Annotated in this window: 11 protein-coding genes; all 11 read right to left on the minus strand. The window is 47.3% G+C overall.

The genetic code is table 11. The annotated features are described in order from the left end of the window. Positions 1–269: 269 nt before the first annotated feature. Positions 270–4,316, minus strand: a complete 4,047-nt coding sequence (locus RIH33_RS21380; RefSeq protein ID WP_406651573.1) for a two-component regulator propeller domain-containing protein — start codon at positions 4,314–4,316, stop codon at positions 270–272. An 84-nt stretch (positions 4,317–4,400) separates the two neighbouring features. Continuing rightward, positions 4,401–5,603, minus strand: coding sequence for a glycoside hydrolase family 27 protein (locus RIH33_RS21385; protein WP_406651574.1), 1,203 nt, complete (start codon positions 5,601–5,603; stop codon positions 4,401–4,403). Positions 5,604–5,644: 41 nt separating this feature from the next. After that, positions 5,645–7,540, minus strand: a complete 1,896-nt coding sequence (locus RIH33_RS21390) for a sialate O-acetylesterase (protein WP_406651575.1) — start codon at positions 7,538–7,540, stop codon at positions 5,645–5,647. A 13-nt stretch (positions 7,541–7,553) separates the two neighbouring features. Next, positions 7,554–8,717 (minus strand): glycoside hydrolase family 26 protein, encoded by a 1,164-nt coding sequence (locus tag RIH33_RS21395; protein ID WP_406651576.1) that lies wholly within the window; start codon positions 8,715–8,717, stop codon positions 7,554–7,556. A gap of 256 nt (positions 8,718–8,973) precedes the next feature. Further along, positions 8,974–10,143, minus strand: coding sequence for an AGE family epimerase/isomerase (locus tag RIH33_RS21400; RefSeq protein WP_406651577.1), 1,170 nt, complete (start codon positions 10,141–10,143; stop codon positions 8,974–8,976). A gap of 16 nt (positions 10,144–10,159) precedes the next feature. Beyond that, the gene (locus tag RIH33_RS21405) at positions 10,160–11,197 is read right to left on the minus strand and encodes a sugar phosphate isomerase/epimerase family protein (protein WP_406651578.1); all 1,038 of its coding nucleotides are present in this window, start codon (positions 11,195–11,197) and stop codon (positions 10,160–10,162) included. Beyond that, entirely contained in the window at positions 11,194–14,235 is a 3,042-nt protein-coding gene (locus RIH33_RS21410) for a PQQ-dependent sugar dehydrogenase (RefSeq protein ID WP_406651579.1), read from the minus strand. Before RIH33_RS21410 ends, RIH33_RS21405 begins: the two co-directional genes overlap by 4 nt. Continuing rightward, entirely contained in the window at positions 14,222–15,610 is a 1,389-nt protein-coding gene (locus RIH33_RS21415; protein WP_406651580.1) for an MFS transporter, read from the minus strand. The genes RIH33_RS21410 and RIH33_RS21415 overlap by 14 nt, the downstream gene beginning before the upstream one ends. Before the next feature lie 6 nt (positions 15,611–15,616). Continuing rightward, positions 15,617–16,807: a glycosidase gene (locus RIH33_RS21420; RefSeq protein ID WP_406651581.1), complete on the minus strand. Its 1,191-nt coding sequence runs from the start codon at positions 16,805–16,807 to the stop codon at positions 15,617–15,619. Positions 16,808–16,984: 177 nt separating this feature from the next. After that, entirely contained in the window at positions 16,985–17,893 is a 909-nt protein-coding gene (locus tag RIH33_RS21425) for a sialate O-acetylesterase (protein WP_406651582.1), read from the minus strand. Positions 17,894–18,064: 171 nt separating this feature from the next. Then, positions 18,065–19,024, minus strand: a complete 960-nt coding sequence (locus RIH33_RS21430) for a glycosyl hydrolase (protein WP_406651583.1) — start codon at positions 19,022–19,024, stop codon at positions 18,065–18,067. Positions 19,025–19,108: the final 84 nt, after the last annotated feature.

The following is a 19,108-nucleotide window of genomic DNA, read 5'->3' on the forward strand; positions in this document are numbered from 1 at the left end:
TCAGGTGTATCATTTGCATACAAAAGGGTATCAAAATGTAAAAGTGTAATTCTGAGCACCTGAAAGGCCTTTTAGGCTTTTGAATGGACCTTTTTGATTGTACTATTCAAAGGAATTGACCTGAATCAGATTGGGAGATTTGAGAAGAATACGCCATAAAGTGACGATTTCATTACCGAAAGCACCTGCTTTTTGAAAAATTAGCAGGTAATTGGTCAATTTTATGCCAAACCAGTGCTGAGGGGTATAAAATGTTGATATTAGGGCTATTATTCGCCCTTTTGGGCAGTGGCCTGAGCCGCGTACTTCGAGGGGAGCATTTTGTATTCCATCTTGAAGTACTTGGTGAAATACTTGGGGTTATTGAACCCTACTTTGTATGCCACTTCGGCCACATTGAGCTGGCTTCTCTCCAAAAGAGCAGCAGCCCGTTTGATTCTTATGGACCGGATAAATTCTATGGGAGTCTTCCCGGTTAGTTCCAATGTCTTTTTATAGAGCTGCCCCCTGCTCACCGCCAGTTCTCTGCTCAACTCCTGCACGGAGAAATCTGAGTTGGAAATATTAACCTCCACGAGATCCATCGCTTTCATGATAAACTGCTCGTCCAGAGAGGTAATCTCAATGTCACGAGGTTTGGCTTCTATGCGATGCTCAGATGCGAAAATCAGCTTCTGCAGCTGGACTGCAGAGCGGATACTCTGAACCAGGATTTCAAAATTGAAAGGCTTGGTGATGTACTCGATGGCTCCGGCCTCAAATCCCTCCAGCTTTTGATCATCAGAGTAATGTGCCGTAAGCAGGATCACCGGAATATGTCCGGTACGCGGGTCACTTTTGATCTTCTTACAAAGGTCTATTCCGTTGATCTCCGGCATCATGATATCTGAAACCACCAGATCGGGCTGAAAACTCAGGATTTTCTTCCACGCTGCTTTGCCATTGGGCGCTTCATAGATGTTATACATCCTCTCCAGGTTATCCTTCAGGTAAAACCTGAAGTCATCGTTATCATCCGCCAAAAGGATCGTTGCCTTTGAAGCTTCGTGTGGCAGAGGTACGGACTCTTCCATGAAATCATCCACTACGTCCTGTACTTTGTAGTCACCCGAAAGCTTTTTCATAGGCAGTTCAAAAATGAACGAACTGCCTTTTTCCATCTCACTTTCCACCCAAATACTCCCCCCGTGCATTTCCACAAACTCTTTGGTGATGGACAGACCAATACCGCTACCGTGGTTGAGGTTGGAGGTATGCTTGTTGTCTACCTGGAAAAACCGATTGAAAATATCACTCTGACGCTCTTTGGGAATGCCGATACCATCGTCAGTCACGCTAAAACGGATGGTGTGGATATCTTCCCGGTAAGCAATGTCAGTCACATTTACCAGTATTCTACCTCCGGTGTGGGTAAATTTGAAGGCATTTGAGAGAAGATTAAACATGATTTTCTCCATCTTATCCCGATCAAACAACGTAAGAAACTCAGATAGACTGGTTTCGAAATCCAGGCGAACACGGCGGTCAGCCGAAAGGTCAGAAAAGGACTCCACAATGCTTTTAGTGAAATCAATCACATCTCCTGTGGCCAATGAAATTCTGTGCTGATTGGCCTCCATCTTTCTGAAATCCAGCAACTGATTGACCAGTGTAAGGAGTCGCTTGGCATTGCGGAAAATAAGCTGGAAATGCTTTTGATCACTCGCGTCGGTGCTTTGCTTCAGCATGCGCTCGATAGGAGTAAGAATCAGGGTGAGTGGTGTGCGAAACTCGTGGCTGATGTTGGTGAAGAATTTGATCTTCATCATGTCCAGCTCGTGAAGCCGTGTGGCTTCCATCTGATCCTGTGTGACCTTGGCGCGAAAACGTTCTTTTTGAATGATGGCCCTGCGTGTAAGGTAAAGCACCAGAAGGACGAAGAGGACATAAATCAAATTAGCCAGTGGGGTCTTCCAAAAAGGGGTCAGAATGACAATATCGATCACTATGGGCTCATCACTCCACTGATGAGTCCGGTCAGAGGCCATCACCTCAAAACGATAGTTTCCCGGATCCAGGTTGGTATAATTAGCTCGATGCACGTTGGCACGCTGAATCCAATCCTGATCAAATCCTACCAGCCGATACTTATAAACTGTATTCTCCTGCTGGTAAAAATTGAGCGAAGTAAACTCTAGTGTGAATGAATTTTCGGAGGGCTCCAGTACTAGTTTCTCTACATTGTTAATGCCTTTCTCAAACCATTTTCTTCCGTTGTATTCATCGCCCGGCTTGATAAGTCTGTTGGACAGATAAAAATCAAGAAAGACAAGTTTGTTTTCCTCATTGGTCACCTTGATTGCCTCGGGATCAAACACATTCAGGCCATTCTTCCCGCCAAATGCCAGGTGACCATTTTTGAGTCTAAGGGCAGAGCGCTCATTGAACATATCACCCTGTAGTCCGTCTGAAATGTCAAAATTCTCAAAGATTGGCCCTTCATTTTCAAAATGGAGTTTGGACAGTCCGGTATAAGTACCCAGCCAGATGTTACCATCCAAATCTTCCATGATGGAGGTCACGATGTTTTCCGGCAGCCCATCTTCCTTCACAAAGGAGACAAAATCATTGGTTGCCCTATTGAACCGGCTCAGCCCATACATGGTCCCCACCCAAATGTTATTTTCATGGTCGCAGTAGATATCCAGAATGGAATTGTTCACCAGAGACCGGTTATTTCCTTCCTCCTTCAGCAGGTGAGTCATGGTCCCGTCCTTGTAATTATAGGCCTCTATTCCATAGCCTGTCCCTATCCAGATGTTGCCATCCTTATCCTCACACAGAGAGGTCACATAGTTGGAGTGTATTCCCTGATTATCCAGTCCAAAATGATGAAGCTTGTTAAAATCGGCATCATACACATCCACCCCACCTTTGAGGGTGCCCACCCAGATCAGCCCTCTGGAATCAAGGAGCAGGTTCCATATGCTGTTGTCACTGATGGAGTTGGAGTCTTCCGGATCGTGATAATAAGTCTTAAATTTCTTACCATCGAAATAATTCAATCCACCAAAATACGTTCCCAGCCAGAGCCCGCCCTTGGCTCCCGGAGCCATGCTCACGACAATGTCTGAGCTGATGCTCTTAGGGTCATTTTCTTTGTGTCTGTAGTTGGTAAACTCACCTTTCCTCAAGTCGAAGTGCACCAGTCCACCTCCGTCTGTGCCGATCCAGAGGTTCCCGTCCTCATCCTCCACCAAAGGCCAGATGTCATTGGCATTGGGGGTCTGATTATCGGTCTGTTTATAAAAATTAAAAGACACGGATTTGGGCGAAAAATAATTGACGCCTCCCTTATTGGTACCTATCCACACCAGTCCGGTGCGATCCTGGTAAAGTGAAATAATACTGTTGTGACTAAGTGATCTGGGATCTGAAGGATTGTTACTGAACCTCTGCAGTTTCCAGTCTGCTTTGGAGATCATGGTCAACCCCCCATGATCCGCTCCAATGATAATGCGCTCAGAGTCGTCCTGTATGATGCCTGTGACAAGGTTAGACCCGAGCTCCTTATTCTCCAAGTGAATACAGGTACCCTCTGACGGGCGATAATAGCAAACTCCAAAAGAGTATGCCGAGCTATAAAACCAATAATCCCCATCCTTGTCGATGAAGACGGTAAGCCCCTGGATGTGGGCGATGTGCTGAGGATACCGCATAAAGCTGCTATTTCGCAAATCGGATACATCCGCCAGCTCTATTTCACCATCCAAATGCACCAGGGCCATATTGCCCTTATTGTCGGGCTGCACGGATGATACGTCCCGATACGCTCCACCATAATGATAAATCTCCCTGGTTTCGCTCAGGTATTTTTTCACACCGATCCCATCAATGACAAACCAGAAGTTTCCCAGGTCATCTTTGACCATCACGCTGAGGTTGTAATGATTAATGTCTAACTCCGCGAGAAGTGGGCGGATGTCCACATAGCTTTCCTTATAGATATCGTAAGCAAAAACTCCGTAATCAGATTTGATCCAAAGATATCCCTCCGGACCTTCCTTGATCCAGACAATATTTTGATCACTCAAAGAGAATGAATTATCATCTTCATGCTCTATGACTTTGATGCTATGGCCGTCGTACCTGTTGAGGCCAGACCTGGTGCCAAACCACATAAAACCAAGCTGATCTTTGTAAATAGAAGTCGCTCGATTATGAGATAACCCATCTCTGGTATCCAGCTTTTCGAAGCGAATCTGGGAAAACTGCCCAAGGCTGATCTGTGCATAAACCAGCCAGAAGAGCACCAACAAAAATTTAATGTTGCGCATTCTTGTCATGTTTGGATTGGCAGTGGGGTTCGTACTCAATATAATCATTTGCCATGAAAGTATCCTTAAAATCGAACGAGTGTCTTACTCCCCGAAAAGCTTAAACATGAGGACATCATGCCCGGGAATGGTCGCCCTGAGGGCTTTCTTAGTCGTTCCGTGTTTCTTTCCAGACCATACATTCAACAGGTCATAGGTGTTTTCCGTGAAGTTAAAGGCAAAGTCAAAATCAGGATCTTTCATTGGATTTGATTTCCAATCAAAATTAAGCTCAAATGGTTCCGCGGATCGGTTCAAAAAACAAACTGCAAGATCTCCCCCTGCCAGAGGTTTCACCCATACCTCAAAATTTTCCTCATCGATATGCTTAAATGCCTGAATTCCCAACGAATCCTGATCAATGGCAATCACTTCTTTATTCGTAAGGATAGAGATGGTTTCTGGCGACATGTTCCGAAGGTCATTTCCGGCAATGAGTGGTGCAGCCATCATGGCCCAGAGCGAAAAGTGCGCACGATCTTCATTGACAGACATTCCATTCCCTATTTCCATCATATCGGGATCATTCCAATGATCCGGCCCGGCGTACTTTCTGATGTCTTTCCTCATATCCAAAATCTGAAGCACCCCCCAGCTCGACCATGTACCATGATCGTATTCACAATCGAAGCAGTTGTAAATATCTCCTGTGGTTCTCCACAAATGGCCAATGGGTCCGGCCCACTCCCATGGCTGGTTATCACCCCACTCGCAAATACTCAGCACGATCGGTCTTCCAGCTTCATAAAGTGCATTTCTCATGGTCAGATACGCCCCCTCAGCCTTGAGTCCTTCGGTATTGCACCAATCGTATTTTAAGTAGTCCACACCCCAGCTGGCATACCGCTGGGCATCCTGATACTCACGCCCCCGGCTACCAGGTCGCCCACCGCAGGTCTGCCATCCGGCGTCCGAGTATATCCCAAACTTGAGCCCTTTGGAGTGCACATAATCTGCCAGTGCTTTCATCCCTGAAGGAAACCTGACCGGATCAGGCTGGATAAACCCCAAACTATCGCGCTCCCCATGCCAGCAGTCATCAATCACGATGTACTCATAGCCCGCCTCCTTCATACCACTTGCCACCATGGCATCTGCCGTCTCCCGGATGAGACTTTCGGTGACGTCACACGAAAATTTATTCCAGCTGTTCCAGCCCATAGGTGGAGTAGGTGCCAGTCCGTCAAATTTCTGAGCTCCTGCCAGAAGCATGCTCAGAATAAATACTAAAGAAAAAAGAGTCCTCATGGTTGTACCTTGAAAATTGGCTGGTTGATGTAATGAAAAAATTAATGATCTGTTCTAAACGGCACGGCTGGCAGACCTTCCTTATTGTACAGGTTGCAGGCAGGATTGTCTGCCCAGGCATACCTGACATACTGCGGATTGGCAATCTGATCGCTCCAAACCACCACCTGATCACCTTCTATTTTGGCTTTTGCCCAAACAAACTGCTTATCTGCCCCGGCTATTGCGAAACCCACAAGATCTCCTGAAGTAGTCGTGAGACCACCACCCACCTGATTGAAACTGAGGATGATGCGGTCTGCCTGAATCTCCTGTGAAGAAAAAGATGGACCGGAAAAAACAACCTCCTCATTGAAAACCACTTTGCGTGCCGCAGCCCACAGTCTTTTGCCAACATCCTGCTTGTTTCGAGGGTGAATGTCGTTGGCATCCCCAATATCTATGATGGTGGCCATGCCAGTATTCGGCAGTTGCAATGCCTGTGTTTGAGCTTCACGCAGTTCCGCCCATTGACTCTCCTGAGGCACTTCCTTTCTTTCCATAAAATTAGCCAACTGAACAAAGAGAAAAGGGAAATTACCCTGACGCCAGTGAATCCGCCAGTCTTCTATCATGGTTTCGAAAAGCTCATTATAGAGGTGGGGTTTATCGGCATTGCTTTCCCCCTGATACCAAATGGCCCCGCGAATACCATAGCCGGCTATTGGTTGTATCATGCCATTGTACAACACTCCGGGTTTCCAATTAAACCGCTCCACTTTCGGCATGGGTGGTTCCAGGGTGTTGGAGTACTTCCATTCGCCTTCAAGGCTCTGCCGTTTGCCGGAGGCCTCCAGCCACATCTCACCGGGTCTGCCTATCCATACCCTGTTATCCCAGCTGTTGCTGGCACGAATCGCAATCACATTGTCTCCCTTACGGGTAATATCTGTTGAAATATCCACTATCCCGGTACTGTCCTGCCAGCTCTCCTTTGACACCAGCTGCCCATTTAGAAACACCGAACAGAGCTGGGTAATCTCACCCATATAGAGTCTCACACCTTTGGTGGACTTCAGACTGACATGCTTTCTTACCCACACAAAATCCTCAATAGGTTCCTTGTTAGGCAGAGAAATACTCTTCCATGCAGAATCGTCATATTCCCCTAAATGTGCTCCCAATGACATGAAAGTGGTTTCATCCCCAATCAAATCCCATTTGAGCTTTTCCCTTTCATCGTTCGCCTTCTTCAGGGCCTCCCAGTCGATGGTTTCATCGAGCATTTCGGCTGCAGTTTTTTCATATCCGGGCACCTCCAGTAAGCGCTCCGCTGAAGTCCAGGCCTCAGCCGGGGTACCTCCCCAGTTACTTTGAATCAACCCGACGGGCACCCCCTTCTCCAGGTGATTCCTTTTCGCAAAAAACCATCCCACAGCCGAAATATCCGCGGCAGTACCAGGACCCGCCACTCTCCACACTCCGCCACTGATGTTTTCCTGAGGGGATAACGCCAGCTCCCTGGGCACTTCAAAGAATCTGATCTGAGGATAGTCACTGTCCGCTATCTCGGCTTCCCAGTTATTGATCTTTCCACCCAGCTTCCACTCCATATTGGACTGGCCTCCAGCTACCCATACATCTCCGAACCACACATCCGTCAGCACTATTTCACCAGAGGCTTGCACGGCTACCGTAAAGGGTCCCCCGGCTGCATGCTCGGGATACAGTACCTCCCATTTTCCTTGTGGATTCGACTTTGTGGTCACCACCAATCCATCGATCGACACGGACACCTGCTCGCCAGCCTCTGCCCATCCCCAGAACCTAACCTGTTGATCTCGCTGCAAGACCATGTGATCTCCAAAGACCTGTGGCAGCTTCAGCTGAGCTCCAGCCCAGGTGCTCATCACGAGAAGAAAAAATACGATAATCGAAGGCTTAAAATTTCTGTTCATTGGATTAAGATCACTATTTACCGCTTTTTCGCAAAGCCTTTCCTTTCTTATAGGGTTTGTCCATGTCCTTTTCAAAGTAGGTTAATGGATCCGCATCAAATTTCTGAAAATCTGGTACACTCGGGTGCCCGGCATAGGGGGCATAATGGTGCGTAGTGTTAGCGTTTCGCCATACCAGCACCCAGGCAATGTCTATTTCATCATCATTGGCTTTGATGGGGTTTAGGATGACTTCCGTAAACCAATCGGGCCTGGTCACGCCTTCCAATCCGGTTTCGGTCAACGCGGCCACCTTACCCTTTTCCCGGGCTATCCGGGTGATGAGTTTTAGGCTCTCAATGAAATTTTCCCGCTGCACCTCCGGTGTATTTGGGCCTCCAATGCGGCCAACATCTCCATAGTTATCGATCCCAATGATATCTACATATTCATCACCAGGGTATCCATAAAGGTAATTTTGCCTGGCAAGCGTATCCAAACGGAGGCGACTCCTGTCCGGCGAAAAGGCATAAAGCAGGTGATGGATGTTTTTTTCATTTTTAAGGTAATCCACTGTGAATTGAAAAAGTGCAATGTATTCCGCCTCGGTACAGTTGCCTTTTCCCCACCAGAACCAGTCTCCATTGTGCTCATGCCATGGCCTGAAAACAATGGGGATTTTTGTAAATGTAGTTCTCATGCTTTCAAGCATCTCCGCCAGGAGGTCCAGCTGCTCTACAAATTCCGAATGTTTGGCTCCTCCAGGTAAAATATCCGCCACAGAAGGTGTCTTATCCCAGCTATTGGTGCCGGTGGTCAGGTTATCCAGGTGCCACGAAAGGGTATTGATCGTCCCCATTTTATAAGCGCGCTTAACCCACATTTTCATATTGCTGAAACGAACATCATCAAGATTGCTCTCACGCCCCAGACGGCTCCCTACATCCCAACCATGAACAGCTGGAAAGCTGCCTGCGGTTTCTTTCACATCTGAACGACCCTCTTCGGCCTTCCAGCCCACCCCATAGGCCTGATCATCCTGATGTCCAAACATGAAGCCTTGCGAGGAAATTTCATGCAAGTTAACAAGCAGGTTCTGGGTCTTTTTAGTGGCATTATTATCAATAGGAGTCTGGGCAGATAATGATGCCCCGAGCAATATGAGTGTGAGGTTTAAAATGTTCTTTTTGTAATTCATCACTGGTTGGTCACTGAAAATATTTCAAAATGCATAATTAAAAGTCTCGTTTTCATACAAGCTTTTAAAAAAGAAGAGCCATTCAATGGCTCTTCTTTAAAAAGTAAGTATGAAGAGGATACTATCGTATCAACTATGCTAATATTATCAATAAGAATTATGCTTTATAATTTATGAACATTTGATCCCTCTATTAAAGCCTTTTGATACTCGGCAGAGGCTGTAAAAGCTTAAACCACGCCATCGGGAGGTACCTTCAGGACAGGCGCTTCCTGAGTTCGAGAAGTGCCCGGCCATTATGATAAGGGCATTTCCAGGGCCCCGCTTTATCTTCATCTAAAATCACCTGTCCGGCCCTTGTCACCCTCCAATGCCATTCCCCTTTGGGATCTATTAACCGGGCCTTTATGAAACTCCAGGTCTTATCAGCCTGGGTGAGATACCGTTCGTCTGCTGTGATCTGCCAGGCATTGACCAGGCCAACCAATGCCTCTGCCTGTGGCCACCAGTGCTTATCTGTATCGGTCAAGCCTTCTGGCCCGGCTTCATTCATCAGGCCACCGTCCTCATCCATCCCCTCCAAGGAGGCACCAGTCATTCTAATCGCCAATGCTTTGGTGGAAGTAATCAACGCAGCCTCTCCATGCACCTCAGCGGCCTCACAGAGGAGCCAGCTTCCTTCTATGTCATGGCCGAAGGATATTTCATGTGACTGTAGCTCCCATTGATTGTTGAAGAACAAATTGAAATGATCTGAGGCTGAAATAAACCTGGTGGACATCAATTCGATAAGGTTCTTGAGACGCTCTCGTAATCCACTGTCATCCCACACCATCAGTAGATTGGTATAAGCTTCCAATACATGCAAATGGGTATTCATGGTTTTGGTGGCATTCATGTCTTTGTCGCTCAGGCGGACGTCCGAAAGCTCCCCCCATTGGCGATCGAAAGCCTCAAGGTACCCATTGTCCTTTTTATCCAGACTGTGGGTTTCTAAGAGGTTATACAAGGTCACTGCGTGTTTCAAAGCCTGGCTTTGTGGAGCTATCTTATAGTATTCACTAAAGGCATAAATGGCAAAGGCCTGAGCATATACCTGCTTTTTATCACTGACTACCTTCCCTGTGTAGTCCACCGTCCAGTAAACACCACCTGCCTCCTGATCCATAAAATGGTCAAGTATATACCGGTATGCCCTGTCTGCCATCTGCTTATGCAGAGGGTCTCTCGTCAGCTGAAAGGCCGCCGAAAAGGTCCAGAGAATCCGCGTATTGAGAATGATGGCCTTATCGGCTTGCGGGTGGAGCTGCCCATGACCGTCTATACGCCCATAAAATCCACCTTGCTCGTCATCAACCATCCTCCTCTGCCAAAAACCAAGAACATTTTCACTCAGGATTTTATCGAGTTCATTTTTTGCAATCATCCTATCACCGGCTCCTTTAAACCTTACCTACCTTCTCCAACAACTTTTTGGTTGCCTTTATACCCTCAGCCTCTGACAATACGCTCCCTTCATATTCTACCCCCACATGACCGGTAAATCCGGCATCCTTTACAATTTTCATCATTCTTGTATAATCCGTATGGGTCTCATTTCCAGCCTCATCAAAGTCATGTGACTTGGCACTTACACCTTTGGCATAAGGCATGAGTTCCTTCACACCCTGATAGCGATCATACTCCCTGGTACAGTTGCCATGACCACCTTCCACGCAGAAGTTGCCAAAATCCGGAAGGGTACCACAGTAATCACTTCCTACTCCGGCGATCACACTGCTGAGCCATTGACCATCAGAAGAGTATCCACCGTGATTCTCTACAATCACGTTGATCCCATTCTCCTGACCGTAAGCGGTCAGTCTGCTCAGCCCGTCTATGGCGGCCGTTTTCACTTCTTCTGCGGTACCATTGCCCGCAGCATTCACCCGAATGGAATGACATCCCAAAATCTTCGCCACATCTACCCAGCCGTAGTGATTTTCCACAGCCTGAATACGCGCCGATTCGTCAGTATCTCCCAGGTTGCCTTCACGATCACACATCATGAGCAAACTTCTGACCCCCTGATCATCACATTGCTTTCTCAGATTCTTCCAAAACTGGATATCATTCTTCTTTGAATAGTAGAAGACATTCACATACTCTACCGCATTGATTCCAAAGTCTCTTTTGGCAATTGTCGGGAAATCAACGGGATTAAGTACTCCCTGCAAAACTTTATCGGGGTGTTCATCCCACAGCTTTCCAAAATTTTCCCAGGAGCTCAATCCTTCACCAAAAAATGACTTGTGTAGTGACCATTGAGCCAGGGAAATACTGAAAAACAGGGCTGCGGACTTTTCCTCGGAAGAAGCTTCTGAAGACTGTTCCTTTTTACCTGGTGTACAGGATGACATCAGGTTAGCGCCTCCAAAAAGGGCCAGTCCGGTACCGGCTGCACCGATGGTCTTAATTACGTTTCGTCGGGTAGGTTTCATTCGTATCGTGGGTTTAGTGAAAATTTGATTTCATTTATTCCGAGCTTGTAATCAGCTTCGGAGGATTTCAATATAAAGTACAGGTCGTGCATCCCATTGGAGTCAACATCCATTCCTGCTTCCCCATCAGGTTGAGCAGGATTCAGGACAGTCTTCCCTGCCATTGGCCCATCAGGGGTCTCCAGGTGTAACTCTATCTCAATAGGTACCTCGGTTGAGTTGGCACCAGAGAAGAAATACCCTACTGAGATACTCCGGATGTTGGTGAGGTCCATACTGCGGTAAACCAGTGTGGGGTTGCTGCCACTCTTCACCACGAACCGGGCATCTCCATTCTCCACAGGGCCCACTATAGTGAAGTCAATCAATTCATCCGCCTGCTCCGCCTGGCGTACAGGTATGGATAAGGTCCGTTCTATCGTTCCGGTCAGTTTACCCACTCCCGGACTCCCATCATCAGTATAAGAAGCGGAAATTCGCAGGTGCTCATCAGTCATCCCAGTAGTACTCAACCTCCCCTTCACACCAATCGACTCAAATTCATCCTCCACCGGATCGTTGACTGAAAAGATGTAATCCACGATTTGTTTTGCAGCGGTCATGCTAAAATCAGGATGACCGATCATCATCCCATCTCCCCAAACGCCGCTCCCACCATTGATGATTTTTTTGGCCAAAAGCTCAATGGCAATATAGTCCTGGTCATACTTTTCGGCAATCTGATAGAAACTCGGCCCAATGGACTTTTCATTGAGCTTATGGCAACTTTTGCAGTCACTCGCCTGAATCAGCTGGAGACCAGGTGCCAGTCCTTTAGAGCTTTCAGCATCTAAAGCTGCCAAACTTGCTGGTGCACGGTTGTCGCTCCCCTTGTACTTGGATAGTCCAACAATCACCCGATCAGGTGAGATTCCCTGACCCAGCGCTCCATCCTCCGCATCGGTCACAAGCACCTCGTAAGACACCGGCCTTCCAGGCCAGTAGAAGGATTGATTGTCAGCAAACTGCACAGACACCTGTGGGGTGGTATTCCCTGCAATCACCTGAAGTTGATCAGTGGCTGTTGCGCCTTGCTCATCCCTCGTTAGTAGCTGTACTTCGTAGGTTCCCGCTTTGGTGAGATTAATCTCCTGTATTTGACCATCAAGGGTGAAAGTTTCCGGACCGCTGATCTGCCAACTGTGCGTAAGTACTGCCCGGTCATCCGGATCTGATGATTCTTTGGCTGAAAGGGTCAGTTTCAACGGTAATGCACCATTGGTTGCAGTTGATGAAATTCTGGCTACAGGCGGGCGGTTGCCATTGATGAAATGTAGTTTAATCAGCTTCGAATCCCTATTATCGGTAAAATACCCAATGCCATACTCCAACACGTAAAGTGCTCCATCGGGCCCAAAGGCCATGTCGATGGGAGAAGCCAAAGTAGTCTGATCCAGCAATGGCTCTATGGATAGAAAATTTCCTTCCTTATCCTGTGAAACCACTTTGATCCAGTCCCTTGCCCAGTCAAAAGCGAAGAGCTTATGATGAAAATATTCGGGAAACTCGTAACCATGTCTCCGTGTATTGTAATAATCATACACCTCACCTACTCCCACTGATCGTGAACCCTTCCCCACACCGGGAAACTGCTCTGTCTCATCAAAAGTATAATACACCATGGCAGGAACCGCCGGAGGTAAATCCACCGCTCCACTGTTGTTGATGGAGGTGTTCTTTGGTGAAGTCGGATCAAATCTGGGCCCTAATGCACCGGTTTCAAAGTCGTAATCAGCGTAGGCCAGGTTATTGGCATTGAAATATGGCCAGCCGTAGTTTCCGGGTCGTGCTGCAAAATTGATCTCATCATGAGCCGTTGGTCCACGGTCGGAGGTCACATTGCCATCCGGGCCCACATCCCCCCAATAGAGCCAACCCTTATCGCCATTGATGGCTATGGTAAAGGGATTTCTGGCTCCCATGATATAAATCTCAGGCAAGCCTTCGGCTGCATCTTTCGGAAACAAATTTCCATCCGGAATGGTGTATGTGCCGTCTTTTTCCGGGTGGATCCTTAAGATTTTCCCTCTTTTATCCATAGTATTCGATGAGGACTTTTGTGAATCAAATGCTGATCTGCCGGGTCGCTCATCCAGAGGAGTGAAACCATCCGAAGCCCTGGAGAAGGTGTTGTCCCCTGTGGAGATGTACAGATTCCCCGCACGGTCAAACTCCAGGTCGCCAGCCGAATGACAACACTCATCGCGCTGAGTGGGTATCTCCATGATCACCTTTTCCGATGCCCTATCCAGCCCTTCTGAAGTGAAACAAAACCGGGATATATGCTGCTTAGGCTCGTCTCCCGGAGGTGAGTAAAAAACATAGGCCCAATGATTTTCAGCATAGTTCGGATCCAAAACAATCCCCAGCAAGCCATCCTCCTCGCCGGTGTACACCTCCAGTTTATCTATTTCCTTCGATTGGCCGGTACCAGGATTATACATATTGATGGTTCCTTTTCGCTCAATCCAATACACCACTGAGTTTTCAGTCACCACGAGAGCCATCGGCTCCCGCAACGGAGCTACCAGCACTTCCCGTACCAGCCGATCCATCCCGGGTTTAACCTTAGTTTTAGCTTTAGAATAATCTGGGAAAGACACAGCCAGCACAGACTCATCACATTGAATACGTGCAGTTCCCTGCTCTAAATGGCCTTTGATTTGTCCCCAGTTGTAAATGGTATCCCGGCAACTAAAAGTAACCAGCCCGCCAGCCTCCAGGTAGCGCTCTATGTAGGTGCGCTCGTCGAATCCCAGATTGGTCACCGGTGCCCCTATGTATAAGTGGCTGGTTTGGGACAAAATCTTCTCATCCAGCTGCTCCACACTCGCCACAGAATCAAATTGCGCTGTCTGCAAGGTTGGAGCATCAGTAGCCCGTATCACCAACAATGACTCCCTGCTCTGGCAACTGCTGATGACACTTAGAAAGATGACACTTAAAAGAAGATTAGAATATTGGGATAGCCGTTTTTGACTCATTTTACCTATTACCATTCAACTCCATTTTTACTTTTTGCATGAATTTTTCATCCAGCTTATACATGCTCATGAATCCAAACGAAACAAGGGCTCCCAACCCGGCAATGACGCTGATCATGAGTCTGATTCCCAAAAGTGCTTCAGTGGTCTGTTCCACATTGGGCTCGAAACCAAAACCGGCCAGAAGATACCCCGAGATAGCGCCACCGATGGTCCAGCCGAACTTCTGTGACATGGACGAAGAAGAAAACACAAGTCCTGTGGCCCTGCGTCCTGTTTTCCATTCTGAGTAGTCAGCTATATCCGCATACATAGACCATCCTAAAGGAAGGATGATACCGGCAGAAATCCCAATAAATACGTTCAGAATAAAAATAAGCAATAGTTGATCGGGTTGTATAAAAAAGAAGACAAAGCTCAGGGCGGCTGAGATCAGAGCGGCATAGCTGAAAGTAGCTTTTTTGCCAAATCGGGCTGCCGTCGGCTTGGCCAGTAACACCCCTATGATATTGGTTGCCAACCATATAGACATGTAAGCAGAAGACAAGACTGATGAAGTAACCTCATAAGAGCTACCGAAAAAATCGAGTGTCTGGTCCTTTACATAATATTTGAAATAATAAAGAATGGAGCCATCACGGAGCGAGTTGAAAATCAGCACGAAGATGTTTGCTCCGAGCATGATGAACCATGGAAGGTTTTTCCCCAGGTCTTTCAAATCGTCTTTGAGGCTGTTCTTTTCCTCTTTTGGTGGTGCCAGGCGCTCGCGTGTCCAGAGGAACGTAAGCATAAACAGCACCGCGGCAACCACCGCATAAATAGAGATGGTCCACTGAAAACCTGTGGCCTGATCGCTGCTTTGGCTAAAGTACTCTACCAGAGAATTGGCGGTGGCAGTGACGAACAGACCACCTGAAAAAGCACCAATAAACCTCCAGGAAGCTAATGAAGTACGCTCCGCGCCATCATTGCTCATGACTGCCATAAGGGAGCCATACGGCACATTCACAGCTGTATACACCATCATCATGAGGGTATAGGTGATATAGGCATAGATTAACTTGCCATCAGGTGAAAGGTCTGGTGTAGAAAAGGTGAGCACACCGATAATCCCAAAAGGGATGGCGACAAAAAGCAAATAAGGTCTGAACTTTCCCCAGCGGGTCCTCGTACGGTCAGAAATGAGCCCCATGATGGGATCATTGAGTGCATCCCATACTCTGGTGACCAAAAACATGGTGCCCACTGCCGCAGCAGATATCCCGAATACGTCGGTATAGAAGAACAGTAAAAACATGGAAAAAAGCTTCCAAAACATGGAGGAAGCAAAATCTCCAAAACTATATGCAATTTTTTCCTTTAACCGGATCGGTTGGTTCAGATCATTCATTATGCTTTATTTTAGGCCATTGGCCCTCAAAAAAGCCAGGTTTCTGTCTATCAATTCATTCCGGGTTTGCACACTGGCCGCAGAGCGAAGGCCATCTTCCGGAGTATTTTTACAATAATCTACCAATTGCTCCACGGTAGAGGTGGCTACGTGCATTCGGGTATCAGATGAAGCGTAATAGATATACACATCGCCATTGTCTTTCGCTATCCATCCGTTGGTAAAGAGTACATTGGATACGTCTCCGACCCGCTCCTCGTCTTGTGGGGCCATAAAGTGACCAGCTGGTCTGTGAATCACCCTGGATGGATCATCCAGAGCGGTCATGAACATGTAGAGCACATACCGCAGACCCGCTGCCGTATTTCTGACCCCATGCGCCAGGTGCAGCCAGCCATCACTGGTTTTGATGGGAGCCGGACCCTGTCCGTTCTTTACTTCTTTGATTGTATGATAGATTTTTGGATCAATGATTTTTTCGTCTCGAACACTGGCATTTTCCATACTGGAAACCAGACCCCAGCCGATACCGCCCCCCTTTCCTGCGTCGATAAATCCATCCTGCGGACGGGTGTAGAGTGCATATTTGCCGTCTACAAACTCAGGGTGTAGCACCACGTTTCGCTGCTGGCTACCACCAGAATCGAGATCTGCCAGCCGCTCCCAGGTCACCAGGTCTTTGGTTCGCGCAATGCCACACTTGGCCGTGGCTGCGGACTGATCCGCCTCTGGCGCATTGTGGTCTCTTCTTTCCGTACAGAAAAGACCATAGATCCAGCCATCTTCGTGCCGGGTGAGTCGCATGTCGTAGACATTGGTATCCGGCTCATGAGTCTCAGGTAGGGAGATCGGGTGGTCCCAAAACCTGAAGTTATCTATGCCGGATTCGCTTTCTGCTACCGCAAAAAAGGACTTTCGGTCGTAACCCTCCACTCGCACAACCAGGCAAAATTTGCCATTGAATTCGATGGCCCCTGAATTGAAAGCGGCGTTCATTCCCTGGCGTTCCATAAGCAAGGGATTGGTTTCCGGGTTGAGGTCGTACCGCCAATGGACCGGCGCATGTGCGGCCGTTAGTATCGGATTTTTATATCGCTGATAGATCCCGTTGGATCTGCCAATTGGTTCGTTTTTGATGCTTAGAAACAGCTCATGCTTGTACAGCATGGCTTTAACCCTTTCTAAAGATTTACTCATTGGTTGCTGAAATTGGTTTTGACTTTAATATTTCAATCAAGTATTCAATATGATGCTTTATTTAATAGCATGAAATGTCCATAATCATTTCACGCCCTATTTTTGATGAAATGATGCTGAGCATTCTGTGCGGTTAAATATTGGCCTGTAACAATTAAAAAAATTGTTTTATCCGGGTTAATTCCCATGTAGTGAAAGCATTTTAAGTGCATATCTTTCACCTAGTTCCCGCACTCCTTCCGAGTCGAAATGAACACTGTCTGCCTGGGCTGTGCAACCACTCGAAGAAATGACATGGGCCGTGGGGATAACCTCTGGCAAGGTGGCTATGATCTCGTTCATACTGGCACACACCCCACCCTGATCGGCATGCACCACTTCTCCGGCGAGCAATGGCACCGCTTCCTGATCCAGTGAGAGATCGGTCATCATGTTTTCATAAATCGTTTTCACATAAGTAGGCCATTGGGCATTGCCCGTATTGGTTTCTCCCTGGTGCAGCAAAATGCCCTTGATTACGCCATCTTTTTGCGCCTTTTTGGCCAAATCGATCAGTCGCTGATAGGGATTGCCGCCATAACCAGTGATCTTATCCTGAAACCAATTTTCCGAATAGGTATTGAGATAACTCTGATACTGATCTTTGTCAAACAACCGGATGTCGCAGCCACCGATGGCCACGGAGATAACGCCCACTCGGATACTATCCGGGAGGTTATCCGTCATAGTGCGCCCGAAATAATCCGCAGGAGACAGCCCCACACCACACTGCGACAGTGGTGGTATGGCCGTATACCAACGGCCTTCAGTCCGGCCGGGATTCGTACAAGTCATGGGCTGCATCATCTGAAACCGCTCCTTTCCCACTCTGTCCTGTGATTCTATTTTGGCCGAACCTTCCATGTTCGATTGACCAAAGCACAGGTAGATATGGAAGTTTGGATCGACCAGAACCTCCTTTTTTTCCTGAATGGGCGTCTCAGGTACCGTTTCCATGTCATCGGGCCTATCACATCCAAAAAACGGCGCTGATATCAGGCTGCCTAAAAAAACTAAAATTGCTCTATTCATTTTACGCTTTCTCATAATTGTTACGATCTCATAAAGTCCATCACATGCACTGACAACCTGCCCATACTATGTCAATTTGACTCAATATTTATCGTCTGAAAAGTCCATAATCATTTAACACCCATTTTTTGACGAATTGATACATGAAAGCTGGTGAAAACCCCAGGTCTCACACCAAAATCCACATTACCAACCCGGCATTTCGTCCAGTGTAATTACTCCCGGATGACTATATAAAGCTTTGATTTCAGTTTCGGTATTGCGCTCTTTGACCAGCTCTGCCCAGGGCATAAAAAATATCCAGCGCGGTTGATTTTCCAATACTTCCAACGAAGGAATCCGCATACATTCACCAATAGCCATGGGCTTGTCACCTACAATCGGAAGAATGTAATCATACCATGACTGATCATATCCCTGATCGTAAATATCAAAAGCGAAAACATCCCAATAGGCATCACCCGGATTGTATTCCTCAAAGTCGCGGCTCATGTCCTGCATGTCCCATACCCAAATGAGGTTGGTCAATCCTTTTTCCTTTTCAAAATAGTCATGGGTCTGACGATAGAGTTCCGCCGTACCTTTTGCTCCTTTTCGCCCCGCCCACCAGAAAAGCTCCTGATTCATTTCGTGAAAAGGTCTGAACAGCACTACTACCCCTTTGTCTTCCAAATACTGGAGATAAGTGGCTATATCATCCATGCGTTTTTTCCAGATATTGTTCAAGTCTGTACCTGGTTTGATCAATGCTTCCCATTGCTGATCGTCAAGCTGCGCATTGAGCAAGCCAGGATCCCAGCCACAAGGCTCACCCATATCCGGTGGGCAGCAGTGCCACATCAGGTTAATGACGGCTCCCCTGTTCCACTGCTGCTCAGCCTCTTTGATCATCTTCCAGCGGTTGTCAATATTCTCTTGCTGAAAGAGAAAATCACCGCTCCACAGTGCCGGGTACTGGCCGGTGGTTGCTTTGATATAATCCGTCCATTTTGCCGGCTCGGCATTGGGCTCTTTATTGTGCTGCCCGGCAATGATCTGCTTACCTGAGATACCATATAAGTAATCCAGTACGTCCTGCTTGTTTTGCGTGTGGCCAATAGATGCCATGAGCATCAAGAGACCTAAAATCCATAGCTGTTTTTTCATCTTACTCCTTCAAAAAGTTTATAACAGACCAATCAAAAACGATGTGTCAGCAATATCTGCGGTGACCAGCTGGTTTTGATTGGT

It is taken from the genome of Marinoscillum sp. (genome assembly GCF_040222955.1).
Taxonomy (GTDB): Bacteria; Bacteroidota; Bacteroidia; order Cytophagales; family Cyclobacteriaceae; genus Marinoscillum.

What these genes read in the sequence shown, in the direction of transcription:
- RIH33_RS21410 (WP_406651579.1), bottom strand. Translation starts at nt 14,235, where the DNA reads ATGGTAATAGGTAAAATGAGTCAAAAACGGCTATCCCAATATTCTAAT.
- RIH33_RS21395 (WP_406651576.1), bottom strand. Translation starts at nt 8,717, where the DNA reads ATGAATTACAAAAAGAACATTTTAAACCTCACACTCATATTGCTCGGG.
- RIH33_RS21390 (WP_406651575.1), bottom strand. Translation starts at nt 7,540, where the DNA reads ATGAACAGAAATTTTAAGCCTTCGATTATCGTATTTTTTCTTCTCGTG.
- RIH33_RS21400 (WP_406651577.1), bottom strand. Translation starts at nt 10,143, where the DNA reads ATGATTGCAAAAAATGAACTCGATAAAATCCTGAGTGAAAATGTTCTT.
- RIH33_RS21385 (WP_406651574.1), bottom strand. Translation starts at nt 5,603, where the DNA reads ATGAGGACTCTTTTTTCTTTAGTATTTATTCTGAGCATGCTTCTGGCA.
- RIH33_RS21380 (WP_406651573.1), bottom strand. Translation starts at nt 4,316, where the DNA reads ATGCGCAACATTAAATTTTTGTTGGTGCTCTTCTGGCTGGTTTATGCA.
- RIH33_RS21405 (WP_406651578.1), bottom strand. Translation starts at nt 11,197, where the DNA reads ATGAAACCTACCCGACGAAACGTAATTAAGACCATCGGTGCAGCCGGT.
- RIH33_RS21425 (WP_406651582.1), bottom strand. Translation starts at nt 17,893, where the DNA reads ATGAGAAAGCGTAAAATGAATAGAGCAATTTTAGTTTTTTTAGGCAGC.
- RIH33_RS21430 (WP_406651583.1), bottom strand. Translation starts at nt 19,024, where the DNA reads ATGAAAAAACAGCTATGGATTTTAGGTCTCTTGATGCTCATGGCATCT.
- RIH33_RS21420 (WP_406651581.1), bottom strand. Translation starts at nt 16,807, where the DNA reads ATGAGTAAATCTTTAGAAAGGGTTAAAGCCATGCTGTACAAGCATGAG.
- RIH33_RS21415 (WP_406651580.1), bottom strand. Translation starts at nt 15,610, where the DNA reads ATGAATGATCTGAACCAACCGATCCGGTTAAAGGAAAAAATTGCATAT.